The sequence below is a fragment of the Agromyces rhizosphaerae genome (genome assembly GCF_027925245.1).
Taxonomy (GTDB): domain Bacteria; phylum Actinomycetota; class Actinomycetes; order Actinomycetales; family Microbacteriaceae; genus Agromyces; species Agromyces rhizosphaerae.
In genome coordinates this window covers 629,897-642,273 of sequence record NZ_BSDP01000001.1, presented here as the reverse complement: position 1 = coordinate 642,273, position 12,377 = coordinate 629,897, and the positions used below count along the sequence as shown (strand labels likewise).

The window sequence follows — 12,377 nt, the reverse complement described above, 5'->3', positions numbered from 1 at the left end:
TTCACGCGAGCGCAGAGCTTGACAGGAAGGATGGTTGCGCTAACAATGGACTTTGTTGGTTGCGCAACCAACGCCCGGACATCTGCACTGCAGGCCGAGGACTTACGAAGGAGTGAGCGATGGCAATCGACGCCGTACAACGACCGCAGTACGCCCGCTCGGTGCGGCGTGCTCGCGTCCGGCGTCGGCTCTCGGTCACCGCATGGCTGATGCTCGCTCCGTTCATCACCGTCTTCGTGGTGAGCGTGATCGCGCCGTTGCTCTACGCGCTGGCCATCAGCGTCTACCAGAACCGAATCGTCGGCGGAACGGTGTTCGTCGGGCTCGAGAACTACCTCCGTGCGCTCACCGACCCGCTGCTGGGCGAAGGTGTCATCCGGGTCCTCCTGTTCATCGCCGTACAGGTGCCGATCATGCTCTCCATCTCCCTGACGGCCGCCCTGGCGCTCGACAGCGGACGAATGGCGGGGAGCAGGACCGTCCGCCTCGGACTCTTCCTCCCATACGCTGTGCCGTCCGTCGTGGCGGCGCTCATGTGGGGCTACATATTCGGCGGGCAGTTCGGACTGGTAGGCCAGATCTGGGGTGCCGTCGGTGCGGCTCCGCCCGACCTGCTGGGCAACGCCCTGATGCTGCCCTCGATCGGAAACATCGTGACGTGGTCGATGGTCGGCTACAACATGCTGATCTTCTACGCCGCGCTCCGAGCCGTGCCGACGGAGATCTACGAGGCATCGGCGATCGACGGGGCGGGTGAGTGGCGACGCGCGTGGTCGATCAAGTTGCCAGCCCTGCGTCCTGCGATGCTGCTGGCCCTCGTCTTCTCGATCATCGGCAGCCTCCAGCTGTTCAACGAGCCGAGCATCCTCCAGGCGCTCCGACCGAGCGTGATCACCACGAACTACACCCCGAACCTGTACGCCTACTCGCTGTCCTTCCTCGGCGGGCAGATCAACTACGCGGCCGCGATCGCGATCCTCATGGGACTGGTGACCGTCATCGCAGCGGTCTTCGTCCAAGTCGTCTCGGCCCGCGCTCGGAGGCAGACCCGATGACATCCACCATGCAGGCTCCGCCCGCAGTCGCTCCGGAGGGCGCCGCCCGGCCGACGGTCAGGCGCCGCAGCCGCTCGGCTCGGCGTTCGGTGCTCCTCACGATCGCGTACTGGACGCTGCTGGCCTACTTCCTTCTTCCGCTCGCGTGGCTGGTCATCAACTCCACGAAGTCCAACGGCGACCTGTTCACGACGTTCGGACTCGCGCTGCCCTCGGACCTGCACCTGTGGCAGAACCTCCAGGACCTCGTCACGTACCAGGACGGAATCTTCGTCCGATGGTTCGCCAACACCGTCCTGTATGCCGTCGTGGGGGCCGGCGGCGCGGCGGTGATCGCAGCGATCGGCGGCTACGCACTGGCGAAGTACGCGTTCGCGGGGAAGCGCGCAGTCATCGTGACGGTGCTCGGCGCTACAGCCGTTCCGGGTACAGCGCTCGCGGTTCCGACCTACATGCTGTTCAGCCAGTGGGGCCTCATCAACACCGAGGCGGCCGTCATCATCCCATCGCTCGTGAGTCCGTTCGGGCTCTTCCTCATGATGATTTACGCCGCCGACGCCGTTCCGGACTCGCTCCTCGAGGCGGCGCGCATCGACGGTGCCGGGGAGTTCCGCACCTTCTGGAGCATCTCGTTCCGGCTCCTGGCGCCCGGCTTCGTGACCGTGCTCCTGTTCCAGCTCGTCCAGACCTGGAACAACTACTTCCTCCCGCTCATCGTGCTCAACCAGCAGGACAAGTTCCCGCTCACGGTCGGCCTGAGCCAGTGGAACCGCCTGGCGAACGCCGGCGGAGTGAATGTCGCCGAGCCGCTCTATCCGCTCGTCATCACGGGATCCCTGATCGCCATCCTGCCGCTCTGCGTCGCATTCGTCTTCCTGCAGCGCTACTGGCAGTCGGGAATCGCGGCAGGCGGAATCAAGCAGTGACGCGCACCATCCCAACCCCAGTGCCGCACCGAGGCGGCGCACCGCACAGTGATACGCAAAGGAGCATCGCATGAACACCCGACGCAACTCATCCATCAGACGAGGGGGGGCAGCAGCCCTGGCTGCTTCGGCACTCGTCCTCGCCGGTTGCTCGGCCACGGACGCATCCGTCGACGAAGCCACGAGCGACGAGCCCGTCGAGATCCTCTTCTGGTCGTGGCTCCCCAACATCCAGACGACGATCGACCTCTTCGAGGACGCCCATCCCGAGATCACCGTGAACCTCGAGAACGTCGGCGCCGGCGAAGAGCAGTACACGAAGATGCAGAACGCGATCGACGCCGGCAGCGGTGGGCCGGACGTCGCACAGGTCACGTACGACTCGGTCCCGAGCTTCGCGGTGACCGGTGCGCTGGCGGACGTCTCCCAGTACACGGACGCCGACCTCGATGAGCTGTTCCTTTCCGGGGTGCTCCAGAACGTCCGCGTCTCCGGTGCAACGTACGGCGTCCCGCAGGACTTCGGCCCGGGCGTCATGTACTACCGCGAGGATGTGTTCTCGGACGCCGGCGTGGAGGTCCCGGAGACCTGGGACGAGTACGCGGCCGCGGCGGAGACCGTCCGGTCGGGCTCGGACAGCTACATGACGTTCTTCGACGGGGGCCTGCCCGACTTCGCATACATGGGCCTGTGGCAGAACGAGGCTGACCCCTGGTCGGTCGACGAGACCACCGTCTCTATCGATCTCGGCGGTGCGGAATCGCAGCGCTGGGCGGACTACTGGGGCGATCTCAATTCGCGCGACCTGCTGGTCCACTCGACCATGGGATCGGACGAGTGGTTCCGACAGATGGGCGACGGGCAGATCGCGTCGTGGATCGTCGGTGCGTGGGGCCTGCAGGCGCTCCAGGGCAACCTGCCCGACAACGAGGGCCTGTGGCGCGTCGCCCCGATGCCCTCGTGGGAGGCCGGATCACCCGCATCCAGCCAGTTCGGTGGAAGCTCCACCGTCGTGCTCGAGCAGAGCGAGAAGAAGGACGCAGCCACCACGTTCGCGCTGTGGCTGAACAGCGACCCGGTGGCTGTCGAGTCGCTCAAGGCTGATCAGGGGCTCCTCCCCACGACCAACGCCGCCTGGGACGACCCGTCGTTCCTCGACGAGGAGATCTCGTACCTCGGAGGCCAGCCCGCACGACAGATCTTCGCCGCATCCGCGGAGTCGACTGCTCCCGGCTGGGAGTGGCTGCCGTTCCAGGTCTATATCTCCAGCGTCTACCAGGACACGGTCGGTGGTGCGATCGACTCCGGTGGCGACATCGGAGCCGCGCTCCTCGACTGGCAGGACCGCATCGTCGAGTACGCCGAGAACCAGGGATTCGCCGTCAGCGAGTGAATCTCGCGAACGCAACGTGTTCGGGGCGGGGCCCGGTGCCCCGCCCCGAACCGTACCCGAGAGAAAGCAGGATCATGCGTACCGCTCGATTCCCGAACGACTTCGTCTTCGGTACCGCTACGAGCGCCTTCCAGATCGAGGGCGGCTGGGATGCGGACGGAAAGGGGCCGTCGATCTGGGACACGTTCTCGCATACGCCGGGGAAGATCTGGCAGGGGCAGCACGCGGACGTCGCGTGCGACCACTATCACCGCTATCGCGATGACGTCGCGCTGATGGAGTCCATCGGCGTCGATGCCTACCGCTTCTCGATCAGCTGGCCACGTGTCCTCCCGGAGGGTGCGGGCCGGCTCAACCCCGCCGGGATCGCCTTCTACGACCGCCTCGTCGATGAGTTGCTCGCGGCCGGGATCGCGCCGTCGGCAACCCTGTTCCATTGGGACTATCCGCAGGTCCTCGAGGACCGAGGCGGCTGGCCGGTCCGTGACAGCATCGAGTGGTTCGCCGACTACGCGGCCGTCATGTTCGACGCGCTCGGTGACCGGGTCGCCCAGTGGAGCACGCTCAACGAGCCGATCGCGCTCTGGGTGGGATACGGCCTGGGGGCGTTCGCGCCCGGGTCGAGCGACCGTGCGGCCGCGCATCAGGCGATGCACCATGCCCTCGTCGGCCACGGCCGGGCGGTCGAGGCGTTCCGCGCAAGCAATGCGGCCGGCGACATCGGCGTCGTGGTCGACGTGTGGAAGCGGCACCCCGCAACCGAGAGCCCGGAGGACGCTGCCGCGGCGCTGCGGGGCGAGCAGGACGGGTTCCGGTTCTTCTTCGATCCCCTATTCCGGGGCGGCTACGACCCGGACATGCTCGCACGGTTCACTTGCGAGGGGTCGGGGTTCAGGATCACTGATGGCGACCTCGCGACGATCGCGCAGCCCGTCGACTTCCTGGGGCTCAACGTCTACTCGCGGGTGATCGCTCGAGCCGAGCACACGGGTGACGAGTGGTGGACCGCCACGGAACGACACCCGGGTGGCAACTACCTGGCCAACGGCATGGAGTTCTACCCTCGTGCCGTGTACGACGCGATCCGCATCGCGACGGATGAGTACGGCGTCGACGTCCCGATCTACATCACGGAGAACGGCATGTCGGACACGGTCGAGCGCGCTGACGGAGGCACGATCGACGACGACGAGCGGGTCCGATACGTCTCCGGGTTCCTCGAGTGGATCGCGCGGGCCAGGGACGAGGGCGCGGACGTCCGCGGGTACTACCTCTGGAGCCTCATGGACAACTTCGAGTGGGCCGCCGGCTACAGCCAGCGCTTCGGCATGGTGCACGTCGACTGGGAGACGTTGGAACGCACGCCGAAGCGAAGCGCCGAGTGGTACCGCGAGGTCATCCGCTCGCGTTCCGTACCGTCCCCGGTGGTGGCGGAGGCATGAGCGTTCGGGGCCCGCGCAGTGCGCTGCTCGACGGCAGGCTCATGGTCGACGACGCGCCGTTCCTGATTCTCGGGGCCGAGCTGCACAACTCCAGTACGTCCGCGCCTGCATCGATCGACGCGGCGTGGCAGGCGGTGGAGCGCTGCGGTGCGAACACGGTGCTCGCTCCGGTGGCGTGGGATCAGTGGGAGCCGGCGGAGGGACAGTTCTCCACGCAGCTCGTGGATCACCTGCTTCGGCGCGCGCGAGCGGGCGGACAGCGCCTTGTGCTGCTGTGGTTCGGCAGCTGGAAGAACGGCGTCTCGAGCTACTCGCCGGCGTGGGTGAAGTCCGATCCGGAACGATTCCCGCTCGCTCGCGACTCCGAAGGAACAACGCTCATGGCGCTGTCGGCGTTCGCTGAGTCGAACATGTCTGCCGATGCGCGGGCCTTCGCGGGCCTGATGAGGCACCTGCGCGACGTCGACGGCGATCACGGGACCGTCGTCATGGTGCAGGTGGAGAACGAGGTCGGGCTCCTCGGGTCGGCGCGCGATCACTCCGCGCTCGCCCGGTCGGCGTGGGAGCAGCGCCCGCCCGAGCGGTTCGAGGTGGACACGTGGTCCAACGTCGATTCGGATCAGGCCCGCGCAGGCGAGGCGTTCATGGCGTGGCACTACGCCAGGTACGTGAACTCGGTGATCGAGGCGGGTCGGCGCGAGTGGGACCTTCCGATGTACGTCAACGCGTGGCTCGACGGAGGGGAGGACGCGACGCCGATGGCCGGCGGAACGGATCCCGGGGACTTCCCCAGCGGTGGGCCCGTGCCGCGTGTGCTCGGCATCTGGGCGGCTGCTGCGCCGGCGCTGTCGTTCGCCTCGCCGGACGTCTACGTGGGTGACGTCGCCGATCGGGCGGCAGCGTACGGCAGGCGATTCGGGGTGCGGTTCGTGCCCGAGATGCGGCGCGACTCGGCCGCCCAGCTCTTTCGCGCTGCCGCTGCGGCGTCATCGATCGGCATGGCGCCGTTCGGCATTGACTCCGCCGGCGAGGTGGAACTCGACGACCTCGCTCGCGCCTACCGACAGCTCGGTGCCGTCGCTCCGATCCTGGTCGCGCGTCCACCGCACGAGCGCGCAGCAGTCCACGTCGACGACGCGCGACCGCACACCGAGGTCGTCCTCGATGGGTGGAGGTTCCGCATCGAGCGAGACTTCGACCCCCAGGGGGAGGGGAACCGGCCAGACGGCCACTGCCTGCTCGTGGCGGATGGGGGCCGCTTCCTGGCGGTCGGCTACGGGGTGGTGGTCCACGCCTTCCGCGATGCAGACGGTGCCGCGGGGTGGGTGCTCGATTGTGCCGAACTCGATCCCGATGCGCTGGAACCGGTCCGCTGGCTCAACGGGGACGAGACGGGCGGCGGCACCCACATTCGCATCACCCGCGACGACCCGCCCGGATTCGGCCCGGTGCCGATCGACGGCAGCCGCACCGGCATCCTCTCGTTCGCCCTGTACCCGCAGCCCAGCTGACGGTCAGCCGGCGCCGCGGCGGCTCAGTGGTGCTCGGGCGCCCCCTCGGGGAGGAAGCGCGACGGCACCTCGAAGTAGCGCGGGTCGCACTGGTGCGCGCGGAAGAACGTGAGGATGAACCCCATGCGCTCGTCGTAGTCCTCCCAGATCGGGGCATCCGAGTGGGTCGTGTCCTCGCCCGGCGACTGGTGGAACCGGAGGAACAGCAGCACCAGTTCGGGGTACGTGAGCGCCGTCAGGCTGATCGGGAACTGCGCGCCGGCCAGGTACGGCGGGGGAGCGACGTCCTCGGTCACGTCGATCGGGCCGTCGGGGGTCTCGAGGTGCACGAAGCGGGTCGTGACCAGCCCGAACAGGCCGCCGAGCGGCATCGCCTCGTCGATGAAGCGGTCGACGAGCTCCTGCTCGTGCGCGCCGAGGAGCGCGTTGCCGAGCAGCACCCGCTCGGCGATCTCGCGCTCGAGCTCGGCGCGGCGGTCGTCGGATGCCCCGTGGGCGTCGGCCTCGCGCGCGAGCATGGCCGCCCGCTGGTAGCACCGCACCGCCGCGGCGAGCCCCGGCCGGCCGTCGAACACCGGGTCGACGAGCGCACGCCCCATCGCCTCGGGCGTGGCCTCGCCGGTGCGCTCGACCTCGATCAGCCAGCGCAGCAGCGGCGGCGCCACATCGCGGATGATCGCGAGGTTGCCCGCCGCGACGCCCTCGGAGCCGAGCCCGAGCGAGGTGCCCTCGCCGCGGATCACCGCGCCCGCGGTGCCGCTCGCCCAGGCGCCGAACGCGAACCAGTTGAGGTTCTTGCGGCCGATCACGTCAGCGAGGGCGAATGCGATCTCGCGGTAGCAGAGCGTGATCAGGCGGTTCCGCGCCGCCGGGTCGGTCGTCGCGACTGCACGCTCGAGCACCGCGGTCGCGGTCTGCGTCGACGTCATGCGCACCCCCGGCTCGGGTCGCCGGGCGCGTCGGCCCGGCCCTTGCGCCGATGCTAGCGCGGCACCCGCCCCGCGGCATCCGTGCTCGCCCTGCCGGGTTAGGGTCGAGGGATGAGTCGTACCGTCTGGACCGTCCTCGGCGTCATCGCCGCCATCGTCATCGCCTGGGTGCTGGTGGAGGTCGTGTTCAGCGTGCTCTGGTTCCTCGTGAAGTTCGCGATCGTCGCCGTGGTCGCGGTGATCGTGTTCTTCCTGCTGCGCGCGTGGGCGACGAAGGACCGCGGGGAGCGATCGATCGAAGGCTGACCGCGCCGACGCTCAGCGGCCGACCGTGCCCGACTCGTAGGCCCAGATCACGAGCTCGACGCGGTTGCGGGCGCCGAGCTTGGACATCAGGCTCGCGAGGTGCGTCTTCACGGTGCTGAGCGAGAGGTGCAGCTCGGTGCCGATCTCGGCGTTGCTGCGGCCGCGCGCGACGGCGGCGAGCACGTCGCGCTCACGCTCCGTGAGCGGTTCGGCGGGCGAGGGCGCCGTGCGCGCGGGCGCGGCGAAGGCCTCGAGCAGGCGTACCGTCACGTTCGGCGCGATGAGCGCGTCGCCCCGCGCCGCGGCGCGCACCGCCTCGGCGAGCAGCGCCGCCCCGGCGTCCTTCAGCAGGAATCCACGGGCGCCCGCGCGCAGCGCGTCGTACACGAGCTCGTCGAGGTCGAAGGTCGTGATCGCCACCACCGGGATCGGGTCGTCGACGCCCGGGCCCGCGAGCGCGCGGGTGACGCCGATGCCGTCGAGCACGGGCATGCGGATGTCGACCAGGCAGACGTCCGGCCGCACCCGCCGCGCCTCGGCGACGGCCGCGCCGCCGTCGGCCGCCTCGGCGACCACGGTGATGCCGGGCTGCGCGTCGAGGATCGTGCGCAGCCCGGTGCGCACGAGTTCCTGGTCGTCGGCGACGAGCACGCGGATGTCGGTCACGAACCGCCCCCGTCGCGAGGCAGGTCCGCGGAGACGAGCCAGCCGCCGCCCGGTGCCGGCCCCGCCTCGCAGGTGCCGCCCGAGAGGAGCGCACGCTCCCGCATGCCGGTGATGCCGAAGCCGGGTCGGGCGGATGCCACGTGCTCGCCGTCGTCGTGCACGGCGATCACGACCGCGGCATCCGTGACGGTCACGTGCACGTCGATGCGGGTGGCGTGCCGCGCGTGGCGCACCGCGTTCGTGACCGACTCCTGCGCGATGCGGTGGGTCGCCGCGGCGAGCTCGGCGGGGAGCGCGTCGACGTCGCCGTCGAGGTGGACCAGGATCTCGGGGGTGGCGGGTGCGGTCGAGGCGGCGGAGGGCTCGCCGACTCGGGCGCCGGCGCGCGCGAGCGCACGGAGGTCGTCGCCGAGCGAGGCGGTGATCTGCGGAGCCGGATCGCCCGGGGCATCCGCCCGACGCAGTGCCCCGACGATGCCGCGCATCTCGGCGAGGGTGCGGGACGCCTCGTCCTCGATGACGTGGAGGGTCGCGACCGCGGGGGAGTCCTCGGCGCCGGCGACCGCGATGCCCGCCTGCGCCTGCACGGCGATCGCCGACATGCGGTGCGCGATGGTGTCGTGCAGCTCGCGGGCGAGGCGCTCGCGCTCGAGGATGCGGGCGCGGTCGAGCTCGCGCGCGCGGGCCCCGGTGACCGCGCGCACCGCGAGGCCCGCCGACACGACCGCCGTGATGACTGCGAGCCCGCCGACGAGGTCGGTCGCCGACATCGCGCCCGTCGCGACGCTCAGCAGGGTCGAGCCGATGAGCGCGGCGACGCCCGCGACGATCGCGCGGCCCGAGCCCCAGCGCGGCAGCGAGTAGACCAGCACGAGGAAGTACGCGACCGTGAACAGCTGGGTCGACGCTCCAGTCGCCACAGTGAACACGGCCGCCACGACCTGGCCGATGAGGAGCATCGCGAGCGGGTGCGTGCGCCGCCAGAGCAGCGTGGGGGCGAGTGCGACGAGGATCACCGCGCCCGCGAGGCGCCACTCGAGCTCGGTGCGGAGGAACGCCTCGACGACGGCCGCGACGACCACCGCGCCGAGCAGGGCCCAGTCGCGCCAGACGCGGCGCGGCGGTGCCGGGCGCGCGGGCGGGGCGTCCCAGATGACTCGGAGGGGCCCGCTCATGCGCTCATGGTATCGACGGGCTCGCCGCGGCGGATGCCGCCGGCCGGCGTCGCGCGTCCGGCCCGGCGCGGTGCCCTGCGGGGGCCGCCGCGGCGGATCACCCACTCGGCGACGGCGAGGTTGATCGCCCAGCCCGCGCCCATCTGCACCGCGCGCCAGAACTCGTCGGGCGGGCCGAACACGAGCGCCGCCGGTGCGCTCGTGAAGACCTGGGTGCCGGCGCCCAGCCCGAGCGCATAGGCGCGGATCATCCACGCCCGGTGCCTCGCGACGTCGCCGCGGAGGATCGCCAGCACGGCGGTCACGATGCCACCGGCCATCGCCGTTCCGACCACGAGGCGCATCACCATCAGCGCGACGCCGTCCATGTCGGGCAGGTCGTAGAACACCGCCATCCAGAGCCCGGAGAGCGCCGCGATGACGCCCGCGGGCGCGACCACGCGGCCGGCGCGGCGGTGCCAGGCGCGGCGGCGCAGCGACGGCACGAACTGGAAGGCGCCGAGGAGGCTGTAGACGGTGACGGTGACGATGTGCGTGACGACCGGCACCGGGGAGTCGAAGAAGCGCGCGTTCTCGGCCGTGACGTCCGCGCCCGAGGAGAGCTCGGTGACGCGCATGGCGCCCGCGATGATCGGCACCGCGCTGAGGAGGAGCAGCCCGGTCGGAACCAGCCAACCGGGCGTGCGGCGTCGGGGCGCCCGGCCGGTCTCGGGGCGAGGGGCGGGCACTGGGGCGGAGGTCGAGGTGTCCATGCGGCGATCCTCCGCCGCGGGAGCGGGGGCGCACATCGGCCGATCGGTCGGAGTCGCCTCGGCCGTTCGGCCACCCCTCCCGGCCGCCCGGGCGGTGCGCGGCGCTCAGACGTCGATGCGCAGCCGCACCGCGACGGTGTCGTCGATGTCGAGCCCCTCGGCCTCCTGCACCCACTTCTTGATCGGCACGACATAACCGCCGTCCTTCGGCCAGAGCGATGTCGTCCACTCGCTGCCGCCGACGCGCACCGCGACCGGGATCATGCCCCACCCGTACGTGACCGACGGTGCGACCTCGTGGATCGCCTCCGCCTCCTCCGGCGGCACGGTGACGAAGTGGAACGGCGCGGGCCCGCGCCAGTACCAGAGCGCGCCGCTGAACTGGAGTTCCATGCGCGCCAGCGTAGCGACGACGTGCGTCAGGGCGAGGGGCGGGCGGATGCCTCGTCGGCGTCGAGCACCCGCCGGGCGAGCAGCGTCGACCCGGCCACCGCGGCCGGCATCGTGAGCACGGCGCCGCCGGGCAGCATGAAGAGCAGCTGCGTGGCCACGCCGAACCCGAGCATGCGGGCGCGGTGGCCCCGGAGCATCCGTCGCCGTTCGTCACCCGGGATGCCCCGGGCGTCGAATGCCCGCCCCGTGAGCTCGCGTGCGAGGAGCCGCCCCGAGAGCACGACGCCCAGCACCGCCGCCGTCACCGACCCCACGACCGGGATGAACCCGACCAGCAGCACGAGGCCCGCGTTCAGGGCGCCGATCGCCACGAGCACCCCGCCGGACGCGGCGGCGCTCCAGAAGCCGGGCCCCTCGTCGGGCACCTCGCCGCCCTCCTCGGTCTCGACCGCGCGCCAGATGCGCTCGTAGAACGGGTCGCCGACCGTGAGGGTCACGGCGGTGAACGTCACGGCCGCGAGCAGGATGGTCGCGCCGAAGAGCGCCGCGCCGACCGCGACCCGCAGGGCGATCGCCCAGCCGGCGTCCCAGGCGTCGGCGAACGGGGTCATCCAGGTGACGAGGTCGCCGACGGTCGCACCGAGTGCGACGAGCGCCGCGAGCACGACCAGCGCGACGATCGCGGCCGGCACGAGGCCGAGCGCCATCATGCCCGGACGCCTGCCCCAGAATCCGAACCCGTGCAGCAGGTCGCCCGCGCCCGCGAGCAGGGAACGGATCACGCCGCCGGGTCCGCGGCCGGGGCGGGGAAGGCCGCGTCCAGGATGCGATGGCGCAGCGCGTTCGCCCGCTCGGCGAACCCGCGCTGGCGCCTGACGTACTCGGCCTTGCCCTCGGGCGTCTCGATCGCGACGGGCTCGGCGCCCCATGGGCGCACGTCGTACGGCGACGCGGCCATGTCGAGCCAGCGGATGTCGCGGGCCAGGTCGAACGCGTCGAGCAGCAGCTCGCCCGGCACCAGCGGCCCGAGCTTCACGGCCCACTTGTAGACGTCCATGTTCGCGTGCAGGCAGCCGGGCTGCTCGAGCAGGGCTTGCGTCTCGCGGGTCGGCGCGAAGCGGTTTCGGGGCACGGCCTCGTCGGTGAAGAACCGGAACGCGTCGATGTGCGTGCAGCGCAGGTCGTTGGCCTCGACGACCTCGTCGGTGCCGCGCTGCCCGAGCCGCAGCGGCACGTCGTGCCGGTGCTCGGCCTGCCGGTAGACCATCGCCCACTCGTGCAGGCCGAAGCAGCCGAACGATGCCGGGCGGGCGGCGGTGAGGCGCAGCATCCGCTCGACCGTGCCGAGCAGGCCTGCCTTCTCGGTCGCGAGCGCCTCGTGGTCGACCACGAGCGAGCCGGGCGTGGCGCCCGGTGCGTACCAGCGCCACTCGGCGCGGGGCGTGTCCGCGGCATCCGCGAGCTCGACGCCGGGGCCCGGATGCCACCGCCGCAGCACGCGCGGCGAGTACGAGTAGTACGTGAACAGGAAGTCGTCGATCGGATGCGACTCGCCCGCCGCGACCCTGGCCCGGCGCTCGGCCGTGAGCGCGTCGGCCCGCTCCGCGTGGGCGCGCTCGCGCTCGCGCCAGTCGACCGCATCGAGCCGCACCGGGGCGGCGGTGCGCGTCGGGGCGATGGCGGTCGTGCTCACCCGACGAGGATATTCGCCGACCCTGCGCCCGTGCTGGGGCGGGCACTTTTCAGGAGGTCCGGAACGACGGCCGGTGGAGTGTTGCGCGCCGATCGCTTCGGCGCGCGATTCCGGCCGGATCGGCTGCTCCCTGCAC

The 12,377-nt window shown here is 71.1% G+C and carries 13 protein-coding genes; 6 read left to right on the top strand and 7 right to left on the bottom strand.

Going from position 1 to position 12,377, the window contains the following annotated elements; genetic code table 11:
- Window positions 1-119 precede the first annotated feature (119 nt).
- The 5 genes from QMG39_RS03040 to QMG39_RS03020 all read left to right on the top strand — a co-directional run bounded on the left by QMG39_RS03040 (window position 120) and on the right by QMG39_RS03020 (window position 6,327).
- Complete coding sequence (locus QMG39_RS03040) at window positions 120-1,055, top strand: carbohydrate ABC transporter permease (RefSeq protein ID WP_281882360.1); 936 nt, start codon at window positions 120-122, stop codon at window positions 1,053-1,055.
- Entirely contained in the window at window positions 1,052-1,981 is a 930-nt protein-coding gene (locus QMG39_RS03035) for a carbohydrate ABC transporter permease (protein ID WP_281882359.1), read from the top strand. The genes QMG39_RS03040 and QMG39_RS03035 overlap by 4 nt, the downstream gene beginning before the upstream one ends.
- Window positions 1,982-2,051: 70 nt before the next feature.
- The gene (locus QMG39_RS03030; protein ID WP_281882358.1) at window positions 2,052-3,374 is read left to right on the top strand and encodes an ABC transporter substrate-binding protein; all 1,323 of its coding nucleotides are present in this window, start codon (window positions 2,052-2,054) and stop codon (window positions 3,372-3,374) included.
- A gap of 74 nt (window positions 3,375-3,448) precedes the next feature.
- The gene (locus tag QMG39_RS03025; protein ID WP_281882357.1) at window positions 3,449-4,816 is read left to right on the top strand and encodes a GH1 family beta-glucosidase; all 1,368 of its coding nucleotides are present in this window, start codon (window positions 3,449-3,451) and stop codon (window positions 4,814-4,816) included.
- Window positions 4,813-6,327 carry a DUF5597 domain-containing protein gene (locus QMG39_RS03020; RefSeq protein WP_309298786.1) on the top strand — a complete coding sequence of 505 codons (1,515 nt, stop codon included), beginning with the start codon at window positions 4,813-4,815 and terminating at the stop codon, window positions 6,325-6,327. The genes QMG39_RS03025 and QMG39_RS03020 overlap by 4 nt, the downstream gene beginning before the upstream one ends.
- A 23-nt stretch (window positions 6,328-6,350) precedes the next feature.
- On the opposite strand, the gene QMG39_RS03015 is transcribed toward QMG39_RS03020, so the two are convergent.
- Window positions 6,351-7,256 carry a hypothetical protein gene (locus QMG39_RS03015; protein WP_281882356.1) on the bottom strand — a complete coding sequence of 302 codons (906 nt, stop codon included), beginning with the start codon at window positions 7,254-7,256 and terminating at the stop codon, window positions 6,351-6,353.
- 111 nt (window positions 7,257-7,367) lie between these two features.
- On the opposite strand from QMG39_RS03015, the gene QMG39_RS03010 reads away from it, so the two are divergent.
- Window positions 7,368-7,562: a hypothetical protein gene (locus QMG39_RS03010; RefSeq protein WP_281882355.1), complete on the top strand. Its 195-nt coding sequence runs from the start codon at window positions 7,368-7,370 to the stop codon at window positions 7,560-7,562.
- 12 nt (window positions 7,563-7,574) lie between these two features.
- On the opposite strand, the gene QMG39_RS03005 is transcribed toward QMG39_RS03010, so the two are convergent.
- The 6 genes from QMG39_RS03005 to QMG39_RS02980 form a co-directional block, all read right to left on the bottom strand.
- Window positions 7,575-8,228: a response regulator gene (locus QMG39_RS03005; RefSeq protein ID WP_281882354.1), complete on the bottom strand. Its 654-nt coding sequence runs from the start codon at window positions 8,226-8,228 to the stop codon at window positions 7,575-7,577.
- Complete coding sequence (locus QMG39_RS03000; RefSeq protein WP_281882353.1) at window positions 8,225-9,403, bottom strand: sensor histidine kinase; 1,179 nt, start codon at window positions 9,401-9,403, stop codon at window positions 8,225-8,227. Before QMG39_RS03000 ends, QMG39_RS03005 begins: the two co-directional genes overlap by 4 nt.
- Window positions 9,400-10,155, bottom strand: a complete 756-nt coding sequence (locus QMG39_RS02995; RefSeq protein WP_281882352.1) for a DUF2306 domain-containing protein — start codon at window positions 10,153-10,155, stop codon at window positions 9,400-9,402. Before QMG39_RS02995 ends, QMG39_RS03000 begins: the two co-directional genes overlap by 4 nt.
- A gap of 105 nt (window positions 10,156-10,260) precedes the next feature.
- A complete protein-coding gene (locus tag QMG39_RS02990; RefSeq protein WP_281882351.1) occupies window positions 10,261-10,548 on the bottom strand; it encodes a DUF1905 domain-containing protein in 288 nt (95 codons plus the stop codon).
- Between the two features lie 26 nt (window positions 10,549-10,574).
- Window positions 10,575-11,330 carry an EI24 domain-containing protein gene (locus QMG39_RS02985; protein WP_281882350.1) on the bottom strand — a complete coding sequence of 252 codons (756 nt, stop codon included), beginning with the start codon at window positions 11,328-11,330 and terminating at the stop codon, window positions 10,575-10,577.
- Entirely contained in the window at window positions 11,327-12,241 is a 915-nt protein-coding gene (locus QMG39_RS02980; protein ID WP_281882349.1) for a 3-methyladenine DNA glycosylase, read from the bottom strand. Before QMG39_RS02980 ends, QMG39_RS02985 begins: the two co-directional genes overlap by 4 nt.
- Window positions 12,242-12,377: the final 136 nt, after the last annotated feature.

Bases quoted from the DNA above. Each gene is read 5' to 3' on its own strand.
- QMG39_RS03020 (WP_309298786.1), top strand. From the start codon at position 4,813: ATGAGCGTTCGGGGCCCGCGCAGTGCGCTGCTCGACGGCAGGCTCATG.
- QMG39_RS03000 (WP_281882353.1), bottom strand. From the start codon at position 9,403: ATGAGCGGGCCCCTCCGAGTCATCTGGGACGCCCCGCCCGCGCGCCCG.
- QMG39_RS02995 (WP_281882352.1), bottom strand. From the start codon at position 10,155: ATGGACACCTCGACCTCCGCCCCAGTGCCCGCCCCTCGCCCCGAGACC.
- QMG39_RS03010 (WP_281882355.1), top strand. From the start codon at position 7,368: ATGAGTCGTACCGTCTGGACCGTCCTCGGCGTCATCGCCGCCATCGTC.
- QMG39_RS03040 (WP_281882360.1), top strand. From the start codon at position 120: ATGGCAATCGACGCCGTACAACGACCGCAGTACGCCCGCTCGGTGCGG.
- QMG39_RS02990 (WP_281882351.1), bottom strand. From the start codon at position 10,548: ATGGAACTCCAGTTCAGCGGCGCGCTCTGGTACTGGCGCGGGCCCGCG.
- QMG39_RS03035 (WP_281882359.1), top strand. From the start codon at position 1,052: ATGACATCCACCATGCAGGCTCCGCCCGCAGTCGCTCCGGAGGGCGCC.
- QMG39_RS03030 (WP_281882358.1), top strand. From the start codon at position 2,052: ATGAACACCCGACGCAACTCATCCATCAGACGAGGGGGGGCAGCAGCC.
- QMG39_RS03025 (WP_281882357.1), top strand. From the start codon at position 3,449: ATGCGTACCGCTCGATTCCCGAACGACTTCGTCTTCGGTACCGCTACG.
- QMG39_RS03015 (WP_281882356.1), bottom strand. From the start codon at position 7,256: ATGACGTCGACGCAGACCGCGACCGCGGTGCTCGAGCGTGCAGTCGCG.